21 protein-coding genes and 1 tRNA gene are annotated in these 23237 nt (G+C 56.1%); 19 read left to right on the top strand and 3 right to left on the bottom strand.

Translation table 11 applies throughout. The annotated features are described in order from the left end of the window. Nucleotides 1-10 precede the first annotated feature (10 nt). The 7 genes from AC6I7A_RS16130 (at nucleotide 11) to mrdA (ending at nucleotide 8395) form a co-directional block, all read left to right on the top strand. Complete coding sequence (locus AC6I7A_RS16130) at nucleotides 11-1063, top strand: patatin-like phospholipase family protein (protein WP_046102541.1); 1053 nt, start codon at nucleotides 11-13, stop codon at nucleotides 1061-1063. Next, nucleotides 1060-1857 carry a TatD family hydrolase gene (locus AC6I7A_RS16125; RefSeq protein ID WP_058958353.1) on the top strand — a complete coding sequence of 266 codons (798 nt, stop codon included), beginning with the start codon at nucleotides 1060-1062 and terminating at the stop codon, nucleotides 1855-1857. Before AC6I7A_RS16130 ends, AC6I7A_RS16125 begins: the two co-directional genes overlap by 4 nt. Before the next feature lie 209 nt (nucleotides 1858-2066). Next, nucleotides 2067-2846, top strand: coding sequence for a deoxyribose-phosphate aldolase (deoC, locus tag AC6I7A_RS16120; protein ID WP_058958352.1), 780 nt, complete (start codon nucleotides 2067-2069; stop codon nucleotides 2844-2846). A 61-nt stretch (nucleotides 2847-2907) separates the two neighbouring features. Then, nucleotides 2908-4236 (top strand): thymidine phosphorylase, encoded by a 1329-nt coding sequence (gene deoA / locus AC6I7A_RS16115; RefSeq protein ID WP_058958351.1) that lies wholly within the window; start codon nucleotides 2908-2910, stop codon nucleotides 4234-4236. Between the two features lie 95 nt (nucleotides 4237-4331). Beyond that, nucleotides 4332-5555 carry a phosphopentomutase gene (gene deoB / locus AC6I7A_RS16110; protein ID WP_058958350.1) on the top strand — a complete coding sequence of 408 codons (1224 nt, stop codon included), beginning with the start codon at nucleotides 4332-4334 and terminating at the stop codon, nucleotides 5553-5555. Between the two features lie 27 nt (nucleotides 5556-5582). Further along, entirely contained in the window at nucleotides 5583-6296 is a 714-nt protein-coding gene (gene deoD / locus AC6I7A_RS16105; RefSeq protein WP_009087192.1) for a purine-nucleoside phosphorylase, read from the top strand. Between the two features lie 209 nt (nucleotides 6297-6505). Beyond that, nucleotides 6506-8395 (top strand): penicillin-binding protein 2, encoded by a 1890-nt coding sequence (mrdA, locus tag AC6I7A_RS16100; protein WP_058958349.1) that lies wholly within the window; start codon nucleotides 6506-6508, stop codon nucleotides 8393-8395. Between the two features lie 26 nt (nucleotides 8396-8421). Here the strand turns inward: mrdA and AC6I7A_RS16095 are convergent, their stop codons facing one another. After that, complete coding sequence (locus AC6I7A_RS16095) at nucleotides 8422-9741, bottom strand: methyl-accepting chemotaxis protein (RefSeq protein ID WP_009087189.1); 1320 nt, start codon at nucleotides 9739-9741, stop codon at nucleotides 8422-8424. 223 nt (nucleotides 9742-9964) lie between these two features. On the opposite strand from AC6I7A_RS16095, the gene AC6I7A_RS16090 reads away from it, so the two are divergent. From AC6I7A_RS16090 to AC6I7A_RS16070, 5 genes are all read left to right on the top strand, one after another. Then, nucleotides 9965-10040: transfer RNA gene (locus tag AC6I7A_RS16090), tRNA-Phe, on the top strand. 289 nt (nucleotides 10041-10329) lie between these two features. After that, nucleotides 10330-11295 carry a diguanylate cyclase domain-containing protein gene (locus AC6I7A_RS16085; RefSeq protein ID WP_058958348.1) on the top strand — a complete coding sequence of 322 codons (966 nt, stop codon included), beginning with the start codon at nucleotides 10330-10332 and terminating at the stop codon, nucleotides 11293-11295. Between the two features lie 742 nt (nucleotides 11296-12037). Further along, nucleotides 12038-12202, top strand: a complete 165-nt coding sequence (locus tag AC6I7A_RS16080) for a con-10 family general stress protein (RefSeq protein ID WP_004571242.1) — start codon at nucleotides 12038-12040, stop codon at nucleotides 12200-12202. A 503-nt stretch (nucleotides 12203-12705) separates the two neighbouring features. After that, nucleotides 12706-13188 carry a YciE/YciF ferroxidase family protein gene (locus tag AC6I7A_RS16075; RefSeq protein WP_009087186.1) on the top strand — a complete coding sequence of 161 codons (483 nt, stop codon included), beginning with the start codon at nucleotides 12706-12708 and terminating at the stop codon, nucleotides 13186-13188. Between the two features lie 10 nt (nucleotides 13189-13198). Then, a complete protein-coding gene (locus tag AC6I7A_RS16070; protein ID WP_009087185.1) occupies nucleotides 13199-13705 on the top strand; it encodes a ferritin-like domain-containing protein in 507 nt (168 codons plus the stop codon). A gap of 66 nt (nucleotides 13706-13771) precedes the next feature. On the opposite strand, the gene treF is transcribed toward AC6I7A_RS16070, so the two are convergent. Both treF and AC6I7A_RS16060 read right to left on the bottom strand, forming a co-directional pair. Beyond that, on the bottom strand, nucleotides 13772-15451 hold the full coding sequence (gene treF / locus AC6I7A_RS16065) for an alpha,alpha-trehalase TreF (RefSeq protein ID WP_009087184.1): 1680 nt from the start codon (nucleotides 15449-15451) through the stop codon (nucleotides 13772-13774). Nucleotides 15452-15781: 330 nt separating this feature from the next. After that, entirely contained in the window at nucleotides 15782-16639 is an 858-nt protein-coding gene (locus AC6I7A_RS16060; RefSeq protein ID WP_058958111.1) for an SDR family oxidoreductase, read from the bottom strand. 98 nt (nucleotides 16640-16737) lie between these two features. Here AC6I7A_RS16060 and AC6I7A_RS16055 point away from each other — a divergent pair, with 98 nt between their 5' ends. From AC6I7A_RS16055 to AC6I7A_RS16025, 7 genes are all read left to right on the top strand, one after another. Then, nucleotides 16738-17118, top strand: a complete 381-nt coding sequence (locus AC6I7A_RS16055; RefSeq protein ID WP_009087181.1) for a winged helix-turn-helix transcriptional regulator — start codon at nucleotides 16738-16740, stop codon at nucleotides 17116-17118. A 786-nt stretch (nucleotides 17119-17904) separates the two neighbouring features. Beyond that, on the top strand, nucleotides 17905-19317 hold the full coding sequence (locus tag AC6I7A_RS16050) for a cytochrome ubiquinol oxidase subunit I (RefSeq protein ID WP_009087179.1): 1413 nt from the start codon (nucleotides 17905-17907) through the stop codon (nucleotides 19315-19317). Between the two features lies 1 nt (nucleotide 19318). Then, nucleotides 19319-20323, top strand: coding sequence for a cytochrome d ubiquinol oxidase subunit II (gene cydB, locus AC6I7A_RS16045; protein ID WP_046102528.1), 1005 nt, complete (start codon nucleotides 19319-19321; stop codon nucleotides 20321-20323). Between the two features lie 19 nt (nucleotides 20324-20342). Further along, the gene (locus AC6I7A_RS16040; RefSeq protein ID WP_482907821.1) at nucleotides 20343-20507 is read left to right on the top strand and encodes a DUF2474 domain-containing protein; all 165 of its coding nucleotides are present in this window, start codon (nucleotides 20343-20345) and stop codon (nucleotides 20505-20507) included. Nucleotides 20508-20743: 236 nt separating this feature from the next. Further along, on the top strand, nucleotides 20744-21613 hold the full coding sequence (locus tag AC6I7A_RS16035) for a helix-turn-helix domain-containing protein (RefSeq protein ID WP_058958113.1): 870 nt from the start codon (nucleotides 20744-20746) through the stop codon (nucleotides 21611-21613). Between the two features lie 217 nt (nucleotides 21614-21830). Beyond that, nucleotides 21831-22025, top strand: coding sequence for a hypothetical protein (locus tag AC6I7A_RS16030; protein WP_033736052.1), 195 nt, complete (start codon nucleotides 21831-21833; stop codon nucleotides 22023-22025). A 394-nt stretch (nucleotides 22026-22419) separates the two neighbouring features. Next, nucleotides 22420-23202, top strand: a complete 783-nt coding sequence (locus AC6I7A_RS16025; RefSeq protein WP_058958114.1) for a siderophore-interacting protein — start codon at nucleotides 22420-22422, stop codon at nucleotides 23200-23202. Nucleotides 23203-23237: the final 35 nt, after the last annotated feature.

Below are 23237 nucleotides of genomic sequence, written 5' to 3'. Positions count from 1 at the left end.
GGTTCGCACAGTGGGTATACGCATTCCTGTCACGCTTGGTGCCATTGAACCTCTGGCACTGATCCCCTTTAAATCGCAGAAGATTGCCCTGGTGTGTGAAGGCGGCGGTCAGCGCGGTATTTTCACCGCCGGTGTCCTGGATGAATTTCAGCGCGCCCGATTTAACCCGTTTCAGCTGATGCTTGGCACCTCTGCCGGTGCACAAAATCTCTCTGCCTATGTCTGTGGTCAGCCCGGCTATGCCCGGCGCGTCATTACCCGATATACCACCAGCAAACTCTTTTTCGATCCGCTGCGCTTTGTGCGCGGGGGAAATCTTATCGATCTCGACTGGCTGATTGAGATAACCCGCAGTGAATTTCCGCTGGCGATGAGCAGTGCAGAGCAGATGTTCTCCAGCGGCCGCGAATTTTATATGTGCGCCTGCCGCAGTGACGATTACACCCCTGGCTACTTCACGCCCACTGCCGACAACTGGCTGGATCTGATCAAAGCCTCCAGCGCCATCCCCGGCTTTTACCGGCTGGGGGTCAATCTGGAGGGGATCAGCTATCTCGACGGCGGCATCAGCGATGCCATTCCGGTGCGGGAGGCGGCCCGTCGCGGGGCTGACACCATCGTGGTGATCCGCACCGTGCCGTCGCAGATGTTCTACACGCCGAAATGGTTCAGGCGGATGGAGCGCTGGCTCAGCACCGGCGCGTTGCAGCCAATGGTGAATGTGGTCAACCGGCACGAGCAGAGCTATCGGGAAATTCAGCAGTTCATTGAGAATCCCCCCGATGATTTGCGTATCATCGAAATCTTTCCGCCGCATGCGCTGGCCAGCAGTGCGCTTGGCAGTCGCATCAGCTCACTGAATCAGGATTATCATCTGGGACGGCGCTGCGGCCGCTATTTCCTCGCGACGCTGGGGCAGTGGCTGAGCGATGCGGAACCGCTGACCTCGCCGCGCATCGTCACGCCGGCTGCCCCGGTGGCGAACGCGCCCGATACCCGCCAGATTATCACGCCGCCGCTGGCGGATAACGATGAGCATTACGACAAAGGATCGCTGGCATGAAGTTTATCGACACGCACTGCCACTTCGACTTTCCGCCGTTTGAGGGGGACATTCCCGCCAGCCTGGCGCGCGCCGCTGAGGCGGGCGTGGAGAAAATCATCGTTCCGGCGATTGATGCCAGCCGCTTTGAGCGGGTCTCTGCGCTGGCCGCGGCGCATCCGGCCTTATATGCCGCGCTGGGGCTGCATCCGATTGTGATTGAAGCGCATCAGGCCTCCCATCTCGACCAGCTTGAAACGCTGCTGCAACAGCGACCGCGTAAGCTGGTGGCGATCGGCGAGATCGGGCTGGATCTCTATCGCGACGATCCGCAGTTTGATAAGCAGCAGCGCTTTCTTGAGGCGCAGCTTAAGCTGGCGAAAACCTATCAGCTGCCGGTGATCCTGCATTCACGGCGCACGCATGACAAACTCGCGCAGATCCTGCGTCGTCACGATCTGCCGCGCCGTGGCGTGGTGCATGGTTTTGCTGGCAGCCTGCAGCAGGCGCAGGCTTTTATCCGGCTGGGCTATGCGATTGGCGTTGGCGGCACCATCACCTATGAGCGCGCCAGCAAAACCCGTCAGACCGTGGTGCAGCTGCCACTCTCTTCGCTGCTGCTGGAAACCGATGCCCCTGATATGCCGCTGCAGGGCTTTCAGGGTCAGCCCAATCGTCCTGAACGGGCGCGTCGGGTGTGGGAGGTGCTCTGTAGCCTGCGTGACGAGTCACCTGAAGAAATTGCCGATGCCCTGTGGCACAACAGCCAGCAGCTGTTCCGGCTCGATCCCGCCTTTCCGGCGCTGCGCCCATAAATGTGATAATAGTAACATCGCATCGCCTGACGTATAATGGCCATTAATCCGCGTTATCTGCGATTTTTGTCACAGCCTGCGTGGTAATATTGCACCAATTTCTTATTTCTATGTGACTGCTGGCACATATCAGGCCGCTTCAGAGTGTTATTATTGTAACATTCCGCCGGCGAGCCGGTGGGTTGCACCCCGATTCTTTGGAGAGCCTCATGACCGATATCAAACACCTCGCCCTGCGCGCCCTGAAACTGATGGATTTGACCACCCTGAATGAGGACGACACCGATGCAAAAGTGATCGCCCTGTGCCATCAGGCCAAATCCCCGGCAGGCAACACCGCCGCAATCTGCATCTATCCGCGTTTTATTCCGATTGCGCGTAAAACGCTGCGCGAGCAGGGCACGCCGGAGATTCGTATCGCCACGGTGACGAACTTCCCGCACGGCAATGATGACATCGACATTGCGCTGGCCGAGACCCGTGCCGCAATCGCCTACGGTGCCGATGAAGTGGATGTGGTGTTCCCCTATCGCGCGCTGATCGCCGGGAACAGTCAGGTCGGCTTCGATCTGGTCAAAGCCTGTAAAATGGCCTGTGCCGAAGCGAATGTGCTGCTGAAAGTGATCATCGAAACCGGTGAGCTGAAGCAGGAAGCACTGATTCGTCAGGCGTCAGAAATCGCCATCGACGCCGGTGCCGACTTTATCAAAACCTCTACCGGCAAAGTGCCGGTCAACGCGACGCCCGAAGTGGCGCAGATCATGATGAATGTGATCCGGGATAAAGGCGTCAGTGAGCAGGTTGGCTTTAAACCTGCGGGCGGCGTGCGCACCGCGGAAGATGCCGCAATCTATCTGCAAATGGCGGAAGAGACGCTGGGCGCCGACTGGGCCGATGCGCGCCATTTCCGCTTTGGTGCCTCCAGCCTGCTGGCGAGCCTGCTGAATACCCTGGGTCACGACAGCGACACCAGCAAAGCCGGTTACTGATCCTTCTGGCGGTCGCTGACCGCCTTTCCCCACCGCATCTTTTCTGAACCAGGGGGCTTTCGTGTTCCTGCCACAAGAAATTATTCGTAAAAAACGTGACGGCCATGCGCTGACTGAAGAGGAGATTCGCTTCTTCATCAACGGCGTGCGCGATAACAGCGTTTCGGAAGGCCAGATTGCTGCGCTGGCGATGACCATCTATTTTCACGATATGACCCTGCCTGAGCGGGTGGCGCTGACGATGGCGATGCGCGACTCCGGTACGGTGCTCAACTGGCAATCACTCCATCTCAACGGCCCGGTGGTGGACAAGCACTCTACCGGCGGCGTTGGCGATGTGACGTCACTGATGTTAGGACCGATGGTGGCGGCGTGCGGCGGCTATGTGCCGATGATCTCCGGGCGTGGATTGGGCCACACCGGGGGCACGCTGGATAAGCTGGAGGCGATTCCGGGCTTCGACATCTTCCCCAGCGATGACCGTTTTCGCGAGATCATTAAGCAGGTGGGTTTGGCGATTATCGGCCAGACCCGCTCGCTGGCCCCTGCGGACAAGCGTTTCTACGCCACGCGTGACATCACCGCTACCGTTGATTCCATTCCACTGATTACCGCCTCGATTCTGGCGAAGAAGCTGGCCGAGGGACTGGATGCACTGGTGATGGATGTGAAAGTCGGCTCTGGCGCATTTATGCCAACCTATGACGCCTCTGAGCAGCTGGCGCAGTCGATCGTGGGCGTCGCCAATGGCGCAGGCTGTCAGACCACAGCTTTGCTGACCGACATGAATCAGGTGCTCGCCTCCTCCGCAGGTAATGCGCTGGAAGTGCGTGAAGCGGTGCGTTTCCTCACCGGCGAGCAGCGCAATCCGCGCCTGCTCGAGGTGACGCTGGCGCTCTGCAGTGAAATGCTGATCTCCGGTAAACTGGCTGCCAGCGACGCCGAAGCGCGTCAGAAGCTGATGGCGGTGCTGGACAACGGCAGCGCGGCCGACTGCTTCGGGCGTATGGTCGCGGCTCAGCAGGGGCCGGCCGATTTTGTCGAACGCTACGACACCTATCTGCCACAGGCGATGCTGAGCAGACCGGTATATGCCGACCAGCCAGGCATCGTCAGCCGTATGGATACCCGTGCACTGGGGCTGGCCGTGGTTGCGCTGGGCGGCGGACGTCAGCGTGCCAGCGACAGTATCGATTACAGCGTCGGCCTGAGCGACATGATCACCCTGGGCGAACGGGCCGACGCACAGCGTCCTCTGGCGATGATTCACGCCAGCAGCGAAGAGCAGTGGCAGCAGGCCGCCGCCGCGGTGAAAGCCGCGCTGGTGCTGGGTGACAGCGCCCCGGCTGAGACGCCGGTTGTCTATCGCCGTGTGAGCGATATCCGCTAACTGGCCCGTAACCCGTGCCAGCCGCGATGCATTCAGGTATACTGATCTGATCGCTTTTTTTTGACTTGTCACGCGCCAATGCGCAGGAGACTTGCATGAAACGTGCTTTTATTATGGTTCTCGATTCCTTTGGAATTGGCTCCAGTAAAGATGCCGATAAGTTCGGTGACGCAGGTTCAGATACCCTTGGTCACATCGCTGAAGCCTGTTTTAAAGGTGAAGCAGACAAGGGACGTAAAGGCCCTCTGCATCTGCCTAATCTTACCGCGCTGGGTCTGGGCAAAGCCGCGGAGCTGTCGACCGGTCGCTTCCCGGCCGGTCTGGACCCTGAGGCGACGATCACCGGCGCCTACGCCTACGCCAGCGAGCTGTCGTCGGGCAAAGATACGCCGTCAGGCCACTGGGAAATCGCCGGTGTGCCGGTACTGTTTGACTGGGGCTACTTCAGCGACAAAGAGAACAGCTTCCCGCAGGATTTGCTGGACAAGCTGGTGGAGCGCGCTGACCTGCCGGGCTACCTCGGAAACTGCCACTCATCAGGCACCGTGATCCTCGATCAGCTGGGCGAAGAGCATATGAAAACCGGCAAGCCGATTTTCTATACCTCGGCAGACTCGGTGTTCCAGATCGCCTGTCATGAAGAGACCTTTGGCCTCGACCGCCTCTATGCGCTGTGTGAAATCGCCCGTGAAGAGCTGACGGAAGGGGGCTATAACATCGGCCGCGTGATTGCCCGTCCGTTTGTGGGCGACAAAGCGGGGCAGTTTGAGCGCACCGGTAACCGTCACGACCTGGCGGTTGAGCCACCTTCAGCCACCATGCTGAAAAAGCTGGTGGATGAGAAAGGCGGACATGTGATTTCCGTGGGTAAAATCGCCGATATCTATGCGGAGCAGGGCATTACCAAAAAGGTCAAAGCGACCGGTCTGGATGCGCTGTTTGACGCGACGATCCAGGAGATGAAAACGGCGCCGGATCAGGCGATTGTTTTCACCAACTTCGTGGATTTCGACTCCACCTGGGGGCATCGCCGCGATGTCGCCGGTTATGCTGGCGGCCTGGAGCTGTTTGACCGTCGCCTGCCTGAGCTGATGGCGCTGGTCGGCGAAGATGACATTCTGATCCTCACCGCGGACCACGGCTGTGACCCGACCTGGCAAGGCACCGAGCATACGCGTGAGCACATACCGATTCTGATCTACGGACCGAAGGTGGAGCCGGGCTCACTGGGCTACCGTGAGACGTTCGCCGATATTGGTCAGACAATTGCACACTACTTTGGCCTGTCCGACATGGACTATGGCAAGAACATGCTGTAAATCAGCACTTTAATAAGGATTTAAACCATGGCTACTCCTCACATCAATGCTGAAATGGGCGATTTTGCCGATGTTGTTCTGATGCCCGGCGATCCGCTGCGTGCAAAGCACATCGCAGAAACCTTCCTGGAAAACCCGGTTGAAGTGAACAATGTGCGTGGCATGCTGGGCTATACCGGCACTTACAAAGGCCGCAAAGTCTCTGTCATGGGTCACGGAATGGGTATCCCTTCCTGCTCCATCTACACCAAAGAGCTGATCACTGACTTCGGCGTGAAGAAGATCATCCGTGTTGGCTCCTGTGGTGCCGTGCGTCCTGACGTCAAACTGCGTGACATCGTGATTGGTATGGGTGCCTGCACCGATTCCAAAGTGAACCGTATGCGTTTCAAAGATCACGACTTCGCGGCGATTGCTGACTTCGACATGGTGCGCAACGCGGTGGATGCGGCGAAAAACCTGGGTGTTGAAGCGCGCGTCGGTAACATCTTCTCTGCCGACCTTTTCTACACCCCGGATCCGCAGATGTTCGACGTGATGGAAAAATATGGCATCCTCGGCGTCGAGATGGAAGCGGCAGGCATCTACGGTGTGGCCGCTGAGTTTGGCGCCAAAGCGCTGACCATCTGCACGGTATCAGACCACATCCGCACGCATGAGCAGACCACAGCGGCTGAGCGTCAGACGACGTTCAACGACATGATTAAGATCGCACTGGAATCTGTCCTGCTGGGTGATTAATCCCTCTGGCGGGCGCTGTCGTCCGCCATCTGTTCAGATCCTCTTTAACCGGAGGATCTGCCTCACTCCCCCGCGCTGTCCCGTAACATTCACATCAAATGACACACTTTTGCCGAGGCTTGTGCATCTTCGTGCTGGCACCGCCGCGAACGCGCTTTATTATGGTGCGCAACAACAGATAATAATTAATCGCCTGATAATGCCCCCTGATGAATTTTCGTAACTTCGAAGCTGAAGAGAAGCTCTTTGCCCGCCGTGCTGCAGTTGCCTTTGCTCTGGTCTGTCTCTGTTTCACTATTCTTGGCGTGAACCTTTTCCGCCTGCAGGTGCGCGATCACGGCTATTACCAGACGCGCTCCAATCAGAACGACATCAAGATGATCCCCATCGCGCCGACGCGCGGATTGATCTATGACCGCAACGGCATTCCGCTGGTGCGTAACGTCAGCTGGTACGCCATCACGCTGACGCCGTATAAAATCAGCGACATGGAAGCGACGCTGCGCGAGCTGACGCCGCTCCTGGATCTGACACCTGATGAGATCGACACCTTCCGCCATGCGCTGAAGCAGACCAGCCGCTACAAGCCGGTGGTGCTGAAAGAGGAGCTGACCGAAGAGGAGGTCGCCCGCTTTGCGGTGAATCAGTTTCGCTTCACCGGTGCCAGCCTTGAGACCTACCAGGATCGGGAATATCCCTACGGAGCCGATCTGGCACATGTGGTCGGTTATGTTTCGAAAATCAACGACAGCGACTACAAGCGCCTGAATGAAGAGGGGATCGCCGAAAACTATGCGGCGGACCATAACATCGGCAAGCAGGGCATTGAGGGCTATTACGAAGCGCTGCTGCACGGCAAGCCGGGCTATCAGGAAGTGGAAGTGGATAACCACGGCCGCATTGTCCGGGTGCTGAAAGAGGTGCCGCCGGTGGCAGGCAAGAACCTGACGCTGACGCTGGATCTCCATCTGCAGCAGTATGTGGAAAGCCGCCTGGCGGGGCAGCGTGCGGCGTTGCTGATTGAAGATCCGCACGACGGTTCGGTGCTGGCGATGGTCTCCAGCCCCAGCTATGACCCCAATCCGTTTGTCAAAGGCATCAGCTATCAGGCCTACAAAAAGCTGCTTCAGGATAAAAACCTGCCGCTGATTAACCGCGTCACGCAGGGACTCTATCCGCCCGCCTCGACGGTAAAACCTTACATGGCGATGTCGGCTCTGCTGACCCATGTGATTACGCCGCAGACGCAGTTCTTTGGCGCGCCGACCTGGACGCTGCCGGGCACCGACCGGCGCTATCGCGACTGGAAAAAGACGGGCCACGGTATGCTGGATGTGACCCGCGCCATTGAAGAGTCTGCCGACACCTTTTTCTATCAGGTGGCGTTTATGATGGGCATCGATCGCATTCACACCATGCTCAGCCAGTTCGGCTATGGCAAATCGACCGGTATCGATCTGAATGAGGAGTATAACGGCCTGCTGCCGAGCCGCGAGTGGAAACAGAAGGTGCATAAAAAGCCGTGGTATCAGGGCGATACGGTCTCCGTCGGCATTGGCCAGGGCTACTGGATTGCGACGCCGATTCAGATGGTGAAAGCGATGGTGGCGCTGATCAACAACGGCAGGGTGATTGCGCCGCATCTGCTGGAGAAAACCCAGCGCGGCACCCTGGTAGAGAACTACCATCCACCGCTGCGCGAAACACAGATTGGCGATCCCCATTCTCCCTACTGGGCGCTGGTGCGCCGTGCGATGTTTGGCATGGCGAACTCACCTAACGGCACCGGCTATAAATATTTCCACACGGCGCCTTATGGCATCGCCGCGAAAAGTGGCACCTCGCAGGTTTTCAGCCTGCGCCAGAACCAGACCTATAACGCGAAGATGATCCCGGTCCGGTTGCGTGACCATATCTTCTACACCGCCTTTGCGCCCTTTAACGACCCGAAGGTCGCAGTGGCCCTGATTCTGGAGAACGGCGGCGGGGAAGGGGTGACGGCTGCGCCGGTGATGCGGGATATTCTGGACCATATCTTTATCCCGCCCGCGCCAGAGGCGACGGTGTCCGCCACCCAGACCGCGCAGACCGTGCAGTAAAAGGGGGCAACAGCCCCCGCAGCCACTCAGGCCTTAAGCGTTCTGGCGACCTGGCCGATGGCACGCACCACATCGGTTGCGCCTTCGCGGATTTCGGCGATGACGCCGCCCGCTTCCTGGGCCAGCTGCACGCCCTGATCCGCCCGCTTCAGGTTCGATTCGATCCCCTTCAGCGCGCGGCTCGCCAGCACGTGGTTTTGCTGTATCCGGTTTTCGATGTCGGTAGTCGCGCGGTTGATGTTCGCCGCCAGCGTGCGCACTTCGTTTGCCACGACCGCAAAGCTGCGGCCATGGCTGCCCGCTCTTGCGGCCTCAATGGCGGCATTTAGTGCCAGCAGGTTGGTCTGATCGGCAATGCGCCGGATCCCTTCGACAATCGCGCCGATACGATCTGATGACTCGCTCAGGCCGGTAATATCGCCGGAGATGCCCTGCAGTTCACCCGCCAGCGCATTCATGGTCTGAACGCTGCTGGCAATCACATCGGCACCCAGCCGTGTACTCTCATCCGTCTGCAGCGCGGTGTGGTAAGCCTGCTGCGCCGCGTCATGCTCCTGCTGATTCTTTTCCACCTGAGCGGTGACATCCGTCGCGAATTTGACGATTTTGTAGAGCCGGCCCTGTTCGTCAAACACCGGGTTGTAGGTTGCGCGCAGCCAGATGGTCTCACCGGCCTTGTTGACGCGGGGAAACTGACCGGAGACAAATTCACCCCGGTTGAGCTGCTGCCAGAATTCGCTATATTCCCGGCTGTCGCGCAGCGCCTGCGAGCAGAAGTGGCTGTGATGGATACCTTCGATCTCCTCCCGGCGGTAGCCCATGGTTTTCAGAAAGTTATCATTGGCTTTGAGCACCTCGCCCTTGAGGTTAAAGGCGATCACAGCCATAGAGCGCTCAATGGCGGTCGTGATGGCGCGCTGCTCCTGGGCGTCGTTGATATGGCCGGTAATGTCGGTGGCCAGCTTAACGATTTTGATCACCCGGCCATGTCGGTTCTGCACCGGGACATAGTTGGCTTCGAGCCACACAGGGCGGCTGTTTTTGGCTACGCGCAGAAACTTGTCGCTGAAGCTCTCTCCCCGGTTCAGTCGCAGCCAGAAATCCTGATAATCTTTCGACTGTAACTGCTCTGCGGTGCAGAACAGGCTGTGGTGCTGGCCTTCTATCTCTGCCAGCGTGTAGCCCATACGCGCCAGAAACAGCGTATTGGCGCTGAGAATGGTGCCGTCAGGCGAAAATTCGATCATGGCGATAGATCCGTTAAGCGAGCTCAGCGTGGCTGCTGAGTGTGCGCGTTTCTGCCAGCTGTGACGTGCAGCGATTCCTGATGTAATGGTGGAAAACATAGCGATCCTTATTATTAGTGTGGGATTCGCCTTATTTATCGGCATCCGCGCGGCACAATGGAGTCTTTACCGCTCCGCTGACTACAATTTATCCTGACGACAGTCACGTTTTTGGTCTCAGAAGAGCCACAGCGGGCGGGTTGATGGAAAAGCGGGCAGTCGATCTGATTTTGGCGAAAAGCGTTTGACGCTGCCGGGCCGCTTTGGTTTAATGCGCCCCGTTGCCCGAATAGCTCAGTCGGTAGAGCAGGGGATTGAAAATCCCCGTGTCCCTGGTTCGATTCCGGGTTCGGGCACCAAAATTTGAAACCCTCGCTTCGGCGGGGGTTTTTGCTTTTCAGCGCCACATCCCACCTCATAACCCGCCACTGATTTGCCCGCGTTCCCTCACTCACCCGGTCACCCGCAAGAAAGATTTCACGGCGAAACTAATTTACCGTCTCGCCTCTGTGCTGTAATGCCAGGCTGCCACCGCCTGATATTCTGCTCAGCCTGCAATTGGCCGCGACTAATCGTGTTTTATACGCCTCTCTTTACAGAATCACTCTGACAGGCACAATACCCCTTTCTCAATCCTGTCTTACGGTCATGTCAGAAGAAGCGCTGCGTCTGCAGATACAGAACCTGAAAAAGCATAATGCGCGGCTGAAGCGTATAGCGCATGACGCCCGGACAAAACTCAATGCGGCGCTGGATGGCACCGGGCTGTTTCTGTGGCAACTGGACATTCCCAGCGGCAAGCTGGTGATCTTCAACCGGCGCTGGGGTGCCATGCTGGGCTTCCAGCCGAAAGAGACTGACGCCACGTTTGAATCCTGGAAAGAGAGCCTGCATCCCGATGATGCCGCCGAGGTTTTACGCGCGTTTTACGACCACATTACCGGGAAAGCGCCCTACTACGAGGCCCTGCATCGCATGATCGCTAAAAACGGCAGCATCGCCTGGGTACTGGATCGTGGCCGGGTCAGCGAGTGGAATGACGCGGGGCAGCCGGTCAAAGTAATCGGCACGCATATCGACATGACCAAAGAAAAGCAATATGAAGAGCAGCTCGCGCTGCTGGCGCTGCACGATCCCCTGACATTACTCAACAATCGTCATGCACTGCAAAGCGCCTTCTGCGACCTCAAAGCGCAGGGGCCGCTCTGTGTCGTCTTTATCGATCTGGATAACTTCAAGCACGTCAATGATACGCTGGGTCACCGCAGCGGTGACGAAGTACTCATTGAGCTGAGTCAGCGGCTGACGCAAAGCGTTCCGGAAGCGGTCATCACGGGCCGGCTCGGTGGGGATGAGTTTGTCCTGTTGCTGCCCTTTGCCATCATTCATCCGCAGGTCAGAGCGCTGGCCCATGCCTGCCTGGATGCGGTTCTGACGCCGTTTGAGATGGCAAACGGGCACGCTATGATCGGGGCTTCTGTGGGCGTATCTCAGGTACAGGCCAGCGATGATTTCGACACCGCGCTGGCGCGCGCGGATGAAGCGATGTACCGCATCAAGAAAAACGGCAAACGCGGTGTGGCTTTTGATCCTGACATTACCCGACTACTGTGACCTGATATAGCCGGCTGTGTGCGCTCTCCATCAGGCGTAACGGCACACCTCACCCGATCTTCTCTTTTACACTTCATCACACTCCTGCCTGTGACGCAGAGCGGCAGGGTTGATGCCAGCCTCCGCAGAAAACACTTTTTAGTACTATTCCGAAAGCCTCACCTTCACTGTCCACATGCTTAAATTATACCGCTTCGCTTAGTCATTAATTTCAGGGCCGGAAATGGCCTATGATTTTAATTAAAACTCTCGTTAAACCATGATAATTGATCATTTATTGATCAAATTCACCATTTTAAACCTGATGCTCATAATGCCGTGCGCTTCGCTTAATTCTGATCCTGAAAAGACGCGGCCTGGATTTATTTCGCGCTTCGCTTAGGTAAATTGATCGTTTGTTGATCATCTTCACCACCTGATATTGAAGAAGTTATGTTGCAGCCGCTTCGCTTACGATTTTTTCAATTGGACATTTTTCGAAAAAGATCGATTAATAGGGCGCGGCGAATTTGTTTATAAAGTTTTGACACGCCGTTGCGCTTTTTTGAATAGGAAAAGGCGATAGTTGAAATGCGTTATCAATCCGGATGAGGGCAGAGCCACCAATAAACCAGAGCGATGACGGATTTTTATTTGGCTCGCTTGATCGGTCCGATTTTCTGTCTACATTTAGATTGCTGAATCGGCCTGATGAAGCATTAACTGTGCAAATTCTGATTTTTAATTCAAAGAGGAACACAGAATGACTCAATATCGTGGTGGGGCCGGAAACTTTGCGGCTGACAAAGAGCGCGCGGCTGAAGCCGGGCGCAAAGGCGGCCAGAAAAGCGGCGGGAACTTTAAGAATGACCCGGAGCGGGCCATTGAAGCAGGGCGCAAAGGAGGTAAGGTCAGTCGCCGTAGCTAAACCCTTTAATGCTGTCACCACAGCAGGTTAAGAGGTTAAGCGGGCTAAAGAGATTCTCTTTAATTTTCCTTAAAGATAATTACCTCCTGAATGATGTCGCTGCTTAATGACCGGTAGCAACAGATATCCTTAATTAAACCGGATAGGTTTTCCTGTCCGGTTTTTTTATTTCCGTCTCGTTAAAGCTATACGCTTTATTAAAACTCTGTACAGGTAAAGTTTTGCCTGGTGCATTTTTTATGCGCCGGATTCCGGAAATTTATACAGTGATTTATAACCTTGTACAAATTACGATGCTGCTAGCGAAGCCGTAAGCCAGAAAAGAATTTTCAGCTAAGATGCTGCTGCAAAAAGGAAAATGCATTTTACATGCCACTTTTGTCTTAAATTCACACTGCCTGAGCGTGCGATATTAAGAATCTCCACTAGACTTTCCAGGTGTCAACGATATGACTGGCGTTGCGTTATTACTGACGCAGCTTTTTAATCAATGAGGCTATCTTATGACAGTGAAAACGTTAAACGATCTGTTCATCCATGACCTGTCCGATGTATACAGCGCTGAGAAACAGATAACCCGTGCATTGCCTAAAATGGCGCGTGCTGCCAGTGACGAAACGCTTGTTGCTGCGTTTAATCAACACCTGGAAGAGACCCGGGTGCAGATTGAACGCCTCGACGAACTGGTAGAGGTAACACCTGAAGTTAAAATTAAACGTATGAAATGCCATGCGCTTGAAGGTCTGGTTGAGGAAGCGCAGGAGATCATCGACTCGGTCGAGAAGGGCGAAGTCCGCGATCAGGGGCTGATCGGGGCAGCGCAGAAAGTTGAGCACTATGAGATTGCGACTTACGGCACCCTGCATGCGCTGGCGTTAAAGCTGGGCTACACCAAAGCCGCCGAGCTGCTGGAAGCGACACTGAATGAAGAGAAACAAACGGATGAAAAGCTGACCTCGGTCGCTGAGTCGATTACCGTCTCTTAAGGAGTGACACATGACTGCAATTGAGCATTATCATGACTGGCTGCGCGATGCGCATGCCATGGAAAAACAAGCGGAAAGCATGCTGAGCAAAATGTCGGGCCGTCTTGAACATTATCCGGCGCTGGAACAGCGCCTGGCCCAGCATCTGGACGAGACAAAACATCAGCTGACATTGCTGGAACAGCTGCTCGACAGCCACGGTATCGATCATTCCGTGATGAAAGATGCGATGGGCAAAATGGCGGCCACCGGCCAGGCCGTGGGCGGCATGTTTAACTCTGATGAAGTGGTGAAAGGCGCTATCAGCGGCTATGTGTTTGAGAATGCCGAGATCGCCAGCTATACCAGCCTGATTGCGGCGGCAGAACAGGTAGGGGATACCCAGGGTGTACGGATCCTTAGCGAAATCCGTGACCAGGAAGTGGCAATGGCAGAGTGGCTGTTGCAGCATCTGCCTGAAGTGACGCAGCAGTTCCTGCAGCGGGCGTCACAGCCAGGCACGGAAGCGAAGAAATAGCGCAGAGCAGTCTGCATAAAAAAGCCGGGATGCCCCGGCTTTTTTGCGTCAATGCTGTTCTGTGTGTCAGTCTGCCATCAGATGACCATACATCGTCATCAACTTGCGGGTTACCCCGTTGGTCCAGCCAAAGCCATCCTGTAACGGATATTCACCGCCGCCACCCGGACGGGCGCGATCGCCGCTGATGTCATATTTCTCGACCAGCTTATGGTGCAGCTGATAAAAGTTGTTGACCGTGTTGAGCCAGTTAACCGCCACTTCACTCGCCAGCGTCTCTTCGCCATAGTTATTCAGGCCAACCACGGCCATCCACTGCATCGGCGCCCAGCCGTTTGGACGGTCCCACTGCTCGCCGCTTTCAACCATAGAGGTCAGCAGACCGCCGTTGCTCAGCAGCAGATGGCGCAGCGAGATCGCCTGCAGATGTGCCTGATGCGGTGTAGCCAGCCCGACAAACAGCGGCACGACTGACGCTACCGTAAAGGCCCCAAAGCGCTCACGCCGCCAGTCATAGTCGCGGAAAACGCCTGCGGTGCTGTCCCACAGATAGCGGGTGATGGCGCGTTTACGCGCTTCCGCTTTTTTCTGCCACGCCAGCGCCGTCAGCTCTTCGCCTTTGGCATGCGAAAGCGTGGCGATCATCAGTTCCAGCTTGTAGAGAAACGCGTTGAGATCGATCGGGATGAACTGCGTCGTCCGGATGCTCGACAGCCGTTTCGGGTTACGCAGCCAGCGCGAGGAGTAATCCCAGCCCGATTCCGCCCCGGCGCGCAGGTCGCGATAGACCTCGCTGGCCGGACGTTTAGATTCACGCGCGGTTTCCACATCTTCGCTCCAGGATTCATCACGCGGCGTATCGCGGTCATCCCAGTAGCGGTTGAGCAGTGAGCCGTTTGGCATGCGCACCACATGACGATAGGCCTGGTTCGGCATCAGTGAACCGGCGCCGTCCATCCAGAACTGATACTCCTTCATCAGCTGTTCCTGATAGCGTTTGGCACCGCGCACGCCATCTTCTTCAAACAGCTCGACCATCAGGGCAAATACCGGCGGCTGAGAGCGGCTCAGGTAATAGGTGCGGTTGCCGTTAGGCACATGACCGTAGTTATCGATCAGCCACGCAAAGTTGTCCGCCATATGACGCAGCAGGTCATCGCGGCCCGATTCTGCCAGACCGAGCATCGTAAAGTAGGAGTCCCAGTAGTAGGTTTCACCAAAGCGTCCGCCGGGGACCACATAGGGTTTAGGCAGCGGCAGCAGTGATGAGTGCGGCATATGCTGCTGCGGCATTTTAGTCAGAACCGGCCACAGGTCATCGATATGCTCGTTGAGCGTTTTATCCGGGTTGGAGACATAGAAGCTTTCATTTACGCCAGGCAAATAAAAGTGATCGGCGACAAAACGCGACAGGTCGAAGTCACTGCTGCGTTTCTGCCGACGATAGCGCATCAGCACATCCAGCGGATCGTACTTTGGCGAACAGTCGGGGAAGGTTTTGCTGTCCTCGAAAATTCGCGACATCTGGACATGTTCAAACAGTTCCAGATAACGATCGGCAGGCGTCAGCGCATCCGGCGCCGGCAGGCCTTCGATCAGCTCCGGTTCCGGTTCAGAATCCTGCATGCGATCCAGTTTCAGTTCATGGGGATCGTATTGATACTCAACTTCCGCCCCGGCACGAACCTCTTCAAGTGCATTTTGTTGCTGGCGATAAGTATTAATAGCGGCCTCCTGAGCGGTCATGGTTGCACAAAGGACAAATTATAGACCTCTCAATCTGCGGAACAACAATGCAGATTGCCTATGAACGTAATAAAAATTGTCTATTAATTGAGGTTTTTGAATAAATTCCAGACAATTCAACCAAATATGCTGCTGTTCACAAAAAACGCATTTCAGATGAATCTCTTAGGTAACTAAAGAAAAAAATTTAAGCTGAAGAAAACAGGCGCCTGTTTACATTTTGTAAAGAAACCAGAGGCCCTGGCAGGGTGCAAAAAGTGGCATACCCAACGGAAGAAGGAGGGAAACGGACAGGGAGCGGAGCAGGCTGTCCGCTCCCTGCCATCAACATCACTGTTTCGCCAGCGTCGCGGCAATCACCGCCTGCCAGGTGGTCGTCGGGCGACCGATTAGCTGACTCAGCTGGCGGGAATCATCAAACAGGCCGCCTTTCTCTGCGCCGGCGTCGGAATCCGCCAGCATCTCCGCCAGGCCGTCTGGCAGACCGGCGTTTTTCAGCGCTGCGGCGAAGTCACTCTGTGAGAGATTAACGTAATCGACCTTCTCGCCGCTCTGGGCGGCAATCTCCGCAGCGAATTGCGCCAGGGTGTAGCTCTCATCACCGGCCAGTTCGTAAACCTTACCGGCCTGATCGTCACGGCTCATGACTTCTGCCGCCGCTTCCGCATAATCCTGACGGCCTGCCGAGGCGATACGGCCTTCGCCCGCCGCACCGATAAAAGCGTGGTGCGCCAGTGACGGAGGAATGCTGGCTGCATAGTTCTCGCTGTACCAGCCGTTGCGCAGCAGCGCAAAGGGGATGCCAGAGGCCTGCAGCAGCGCCTCGGTCGCGCGGTGCTCAACCGCTAACCCCAGCGGTGAGCTGTCGGCATGCAACAGACTGGTGTAAGCGATAAAACCCACACCCGCCGCCTGCGCCGCCTCGATAACGGCTTTGTGCTGCGCTTCACGCTGGCCCACTTCACTGCCGGAGATCAGCAGCAGCTTATCCACGCCCGAAAACGCGGCCCTGAGGGTTTCTGGCTTACTGTAGTCAGCCTCACGGACAGTGACACCCTGCGCCGCAAGATCCGCCGCTCTGGCGGGCGTGCGCACCGCAGCGATGATCTCTCCCGCCGGGACTTTTTTCAGTAAGGCATCGATCACGAACCGGCCCAGCTGGCCGGTAGCTCCTGTTACGGCAATCATGTTATCTCTCCTGTGACGGTTGGTGAAAATCAGACTACGGGATAGACTAATTTTTAGTAAGTACTTACAGAATTGTTAGTTTGAACGGAGCGAAGTAAATGTCTGAAAAACTGAGTGAAAGATTTAGCCGGGGTGAGCTGCTTAACGTTAACTGCCCGTCCCGTGACGTGCTGAAGCGCGTGACCAGCCGCTGGAGTGTGCTGATCCTGTTAGCGCTGCAGGGCCAGACGCTGCGCTTCAGCGCGCTGCGCCGGACGGTGGGGGGCGTCAGTGAGCGGATGCTGGCGCAGAACCTCCGCTATCTGGAAGAGGATGGCTTCGTGCAGCGTATCGCCTATGACGTGGTGCCGCCGCATGTGGAATATTGCCTGACTCCGCTGGGTCGCGAAGTCGGTGAGCAGGTTGTCGGGCTGGCCGACTGGCTGGAGCTGAACGTGAGCCGGATTCTGGCGCAGCGCGAAAAATCCGCCGCAGAGTAGTTCCCCTCTGTTTTCCGGCCTCCGTCTCCACGCGACGACTCACTCTTCAGGCGCTCGCGCAGTTCTCCGGCTGCATCCGCTGTGACAGATTCTCTTCGGTGACAAAACGGCAGAGCGCAACGGCGGCACAAATAACCCCAGCGGCCCGTTGCCGCTTATTAAACCGTTTTTTCTCGCGCGGGTCCGGAATAATCGTCGGCCTGCGTGTGACGTTTAATTCAGCTCTGCTTTTTGACTCATTTTATTAACATTTACAGCTGCGCTTAAATCGCTTTCCTCCCGGTTTTTCTATGCGGTTTTAATGGCGGTATTAGCAGGGTTATGCGAAAAAGCAAACAAAGCGGCAGAGATAAAAGCTTGCGGTTTTAACCTGTTAAAAAACCAAGCGATTTAATTTTCCCTCTCTCATTTTTGACCTTTCCCTGAGTGGGGTTTATAACAAAATAGTGTCTGAAAACAGGCTGTTGAAGACCTTTTTCATGCAGGCCTGACTCAGGCCAGTCTCTCTTTTTACGGGTGGTGTTACTGTAACATTAGCGACACATAAGTGCGCTTAAATTAACCTTTAAGCCTTATTTTTAAATAAGTAATTCCTGCTAAAAACAATGATCAGAATCAACAAATACTGTTATAGTTTTCATTCATCCCACTGTTTCTGTTTCCGCGTCGCAAATAGTTTTAAATTTGCGGCGGGAATTTCAATAAGCGCAGAGAAACCCGCGCATCAGGCTTAAGTTGTTAATTATAAGTAAATACATGGTGTTCTATGTGGCAAAGAGGTAAGCAATGTTCGGATTAGATGCCTTTCATCTGGCCAGGATTCAGTTCGCATTTACTGTGTCCTTCCATATTATCTTTCCCGCCATCACTATCGGTCTCGCCAGTTTCCTGGCCGTACTCGAAGGTATGTGGCTCAAAACCCGCGATCAGTCTTATCGCGATCTCTACCATTTCTGGTCCAAAATCTTTGCCGTTAACTTCGGTATGGGTGTGGTCTCAGGACTGGTTATGGCGTATCAGTTCGGGACTAACTGGAGTGGCTTCTCGGCTTTTGCCGGGAGTATCACCGGCCCGCTGCTGACCTATGAGGTGCTGACGGCGTTCTTCCTGGAAGCGGGTTTCCTGGGCGTGATGCTGTTTGGCTGGAATCGCGTGGGGCCGGGTCTGCACTTCTTTGCCACCTGTATGGTTGCCCTCGGAACACTGATTTCAACCTTCTGGATCCTCGCCTCTAACAGCTGGATGCATACGCCACAGGGCTACATCATTCAGAATGGCATCGTGGTTCCGCAGGACTGGTTCAAAATCGTCTTTAACCCCTCTTTCCCTTACCGGCTGTTCCATATGTCGGTGGCGGCATTCCTCGCGAGCGCGTTTTTCGTGGGATCGTCGGCGGCCTGGCATCTGCTGAAGGGCAACAACAATCCGGCTATCCGCCGTATGTTCTCGATGGCGCTGTGGATGGCACTGATTGTCGCGCCGATTCAGGCGATGATCGGTGATGCGCACGGCCTGAACACCCTGGAACATCAGCCTGCCAAAATTGCAGCGATTGAAGGGCACTGGGAAAACCCGCCGGGTGAAGCCACACCGCTGATCCTGTTCGGTATTCCCGATATGGAGCAGGAGCGGACGAAGTATGCGCTGGAGGTGCCGTACCTCGGCAGTCTGATCCTGACGCACAGCCTGGACAAGCAGGTTCCGGCGCTGAAGTCGTTCCCGAAAGAGGACCGTCCCAACTCAACCGTCATTTTCTGGTCCTTCCGCGTAATGGTGGCGCTGGGCCTGCTGATGATTACGCTGGGGGTGGTCAGCCTCTGGCTGCGTTTCAAAGGACGTCTCTATGAGTCGCGTCCTTTCCTGTGGTTTGCGCTGCTGATGGGGCCATCGGGTCTGATTGCGATTCTGGCTGGCTGGTTTACCACCGAAATTGGTCGTCAGCCGTGGGTGGTTTATGGCGTGCAGCGCACCATCGATGCGGTGTCGGCGCATGGTGACATTCACATGAGCATCAGTCTGCTGGCCTTTATTCTGGTCTACAGCTCGGTGTTCGGGGTGGGCTACCACTACATGATGCGTCTGATTAAGCAGGGACCGGTTACTGGCGAAGGTCATATCACCGAAGAGGGTGGACCCGGTCAGAAGAAAACGCCGGCGCGTCCGCTTTCGGCTGCCACCTTTAAGGATGGAGACCACTAAGATGATCGATTTTTCTATTATCTGGTTTGTGATTATCGTCTTCGCAACCCTGATGTATATCGTGATGGATGGCTTTGACCTGGGTATCGGTCTGCTCTTTCCGTTCAATAAAGATGCCGGTGAGCGCGACATGATGGTGAACACCGTCGCGCCGGTCTGGGATGGTAATGAAACCTGGCTGGTGCTGGGCGGGGCAGGCCTCTACGGCGCGTTCCCGCTGGCCTACGCGGTGATTGCCGATGCGCTGACCATCCCGCTGACCGCCATGCTGATTGGTCTGATATTCCGCGGCGTCGCCTTTGAATTCCGCTTCAAGGCGGTCGAAGGTCATCGCGCCTTCTGGGACAAATCATTTATTGCCGGTTCGATCATCGCTACCTTCAGTCAGGGTGTGGCCGTGGGCGCGTTGCTGGATGGCATTCCGGTTGAGGGACGCCGTTTCGCCGGTTCCGCCATGGACTGGCTGGCACCGTTCCCGCTGTTCTGCGGCGTCGGTCTGGTGGTGGCCTATGCGCTGCTGGGCTGCACCTGGCTCATCATGAAGACCGAAAATGAGCTGCACCGCAAAATGTCCGCGCTGGCGACACCGCTGGTCATCGCCCTGTTAGTGGTTATCGGGATTGTCAGCCTGTGGACGCCGTTTGCCCATGGCGACATCGCGCATCGCTGGTTCAGTAAGCCAAACCTCTTCCTGTTCCTGCCGGTTCCGGTGCTGGTGCTGCTCTGCTCGTGGGGCATTGTGCGCGCCATCAAACGTGAAGCGCACTATTCTCCGTTCCTGCTGACGCTGGCGCTGATCTTCCTGGGCTTCTCCGGACTGGGCATCAGCATCTGGCCAAATATTATTCCACCGTCAGTGACCATCTGGGCCGCCGCGGCACCGCCACAGAGTCAGGCCTTTATGCTGGTGGGTAGCCTGCTGATCATCCCGATGATCCTGGGCTACACCTTCTGGAGCTACTACGTGTTCCGTGGAAAAATCAAAGCAGACGCAGGATATCATTGATATGAAAAGTCTCAGCAGCATGAAAAGCCACAACGAAACGAAAGCTGGCAATGACGCGAAAGCACCCTGGTGGAAGCGCGTCATGTGGCTGGTGTTTATCTATGCCGCCAGCGTACTGGCGCTGGGTGTTGTTGCCTCTCTGTTCCGGATGATGATGACGGCGGCGGGGATGCGCAGCCATTAATTGTCCTTGTAACGGCGGTGGGTGCTGCTAACGCGCAGGCTCAGTGCGGCGCAGATTTTTTTAATCATCAGGAGGCTGGCGCGAGCCAGCCTTTTTTAGTTAGTAACCTAAGCAATTAATGCGAAATCGCCCTGCACGGGCGTGTTCGCCTTACCCTTTCCTTACACCGATTCGCGATTTTTGTTATTCTTTTGTAACGAAATTCTCAGTCTTAACCCGCGTCGTAAATCGCCATCATGCTCAGCCAGGCCATCAAAAAACAGCACATTCACGACTTAGTCGAATGGATAGAAGCCAATCTTACCGACGACCTCAATATCGATCAGATCACCCTGAAATCGGGCTACTCCAAATGGCACATGCAGCGCATGTTCAAGGAGATGACCGGACAGACGCTGGCTGCCTATACCCGCAAACGGCGTCTGACAATGGCCGCCATGGCGCTCCGGCTGACGCGCATGACGCTTATTGATATCGCCGTTCGCTTTGGCTTCGATAACCAGCAAAACTTCACCCGCGTATTCAAAGGGCACTTCTCGCTGACGCCCGGCGCGTTTCGCCGTTTTCCTCATCTGCCGGTTAAAAACTTTCACGGCCGTATACTGGCGCGTTCGCTGGATGAGCGCGCGACGCTGGTGGAGCGCGAGGAAGCACTGCCTCTCTGCGGTGAGACGCTGGAGTGGGAGTGTCAGTTCGGTAATTACATCGCCGACCGCGAACACCGGGTAGCCGACCAGGCGCGGCAGCTGGTGGCGCTGGCGGGCAGTCATGTGAAGCAGGGGTGGTTAGGCTTTCAGTACGGTCCCGGCCACAGCTCGGCTGACCAGCAGAATATCAGCCTGTTTCAGGCGCTGGAGCCGCAGCATGCGGCGCTGCTGGGCGAGCATACCGTCAGCTGGCGCGAAGAGCGGGGCCTCTATGCGCGCATCCGCTGGAGCGGCAGGCCAGAGCAGCTGACGCGTTTTATTGAAGATATCTATTATCAGCATCTGCCCGGACTGGGTGTGTCACGCCGTCAGGGCAAAGATCTGCTGAGTCTCGATTTTACGCAATGTCAGCCCGACTGGCTGAGCGGCGTTTTTTCCATTCCGGTTACCCGGGCGTAGTCAGTGGAGCAGGGCACACTGCCAGCGGCGTGCCGGATGCATCTTTCGTGCGGTGAACCGTGATAAACCGCACGATTTTATAAAATAACTCCCCGTTCTGGCGTAAAATTCTCCTCCGAAACCCTGCTGTACCTTAATCATCGTGCATCTGTAGCAGGGCTGGAATAATCATCTGCATTTCAGGCCGTTCACGGCCAGAACACAAACGAAGACACCTATGCGACGCTTAATAATCTCACTGATTCTGGCATTGCCCGTTATGGCAATGGCACAACAGGCTGAACCCTTCTCACCGCCAGCCGGACTGCATCCGCACTCTCAGAGCGCCGGTCATGAAATTGTGGGTGATGGTGAGCTGCCGGAACAGAACAGCAGTAATCACTGCTTCTCCGGATTCGGCGATACCCTGTAACTGTGAATGCGCGGCCAGCCCCGGCGGCGCAGATGTTGCCCGGCTCATCAGGAGCCGGACAGCCTGACCTCTTTCTATTCACATCCGCTCTTCTCTGATTTGCCGCTGCCGCGTCTGACGCTTCGTTTCCGGGCCGTCTCTGCGGCGCGTCCGGCGAGGCCTGCTCTGCGGCTGACCTTTGTTCTTAACGCCTTCCCGCTCCCTGTTGAATCCAGGGCCTGCACTCATCGCGTCGTTATAAAATATATCTTAAACCGTCGGATCGCATTTTTCGTCATTGTGCTCAAGATATATCATCGCTTATCTTCTGGCTTCAGATGAGAATGATTGTTATTAACTAATCATCGCCAACCCTTTGAATAACGGGTATCTGTCCCGTTCCAGGAGAGACATTTTGCCAGCATCAACGAATCCGCGCGTGCCGCAGCGCGTCCGAAACGAACTGCGTTTCCGTCATATTCAGGTCGAAAGTAAAACTCAGATTGCCGGGCACTTCTGGCGCATCCGCTTCAGTGGCAGCGATCTGGCGGGCTTTACCTCACCTGGTTTCGATGACCATATCAAGGTTTTCTTCCCGACGGCAGAAGGGGCCGAACTGGCGCTGCCGCAGATCACCGATGGAGCGATTGTCTGGCCCGAGGGCGAGCGTCCACCGGCCCGCGACTACACGCCGCTGGAATTTGATGGCGAGTCGTCACTGACGCTCGACTTCTATATTCATCAGCAGGGTGTCGCCAGTGACTGGGCAACCCAGGCGAAGCCGGGCGACCGCTTAGTGATCGGCGGGCCACGCGGTTCGCTGGTGGTGCCGACCGATTACGCCTTCCAGCTCTATGTCTGCGACGAAACCGGGCTGCCCGCCTTTTCACGTCGTCAGCGCGACGCCCGGGCGCAGGCCCTGCATCTCTACGCCTTTACCGATGAGGCAACGGGCCGTGACTACCTGCCGGACACCACCGGCGTGACGCTGAACTGGCTCGGCAGCGGTCAGATGCAGACCGCGCAGCTCAGCCAGCTGATTGCCCGGCTGGATCAGGTGACATTCCCGGCGGAGGATTACTTTATCTGGCTGACCGGTGAAGGTGAGTTTGTGAAGGCGCTCTGCGACTACTTCACGATGCAGCGCGGCATCAACAGTGACTTCGTGCGGGCGGTGGCCTACTGGCACCAGAAGTAACCGGCGCTGACAATTGAGTTTTGCCTGGCGGCAGA

The sequence above is a fragment of the Type-F symbiont of Plautia stali genome, from assembly GCF_059731105.1.
Note: the sequence above shows the minus strand (reverse complement) of the source record. Positions and strands in the feature narration are given on the sequence as shown.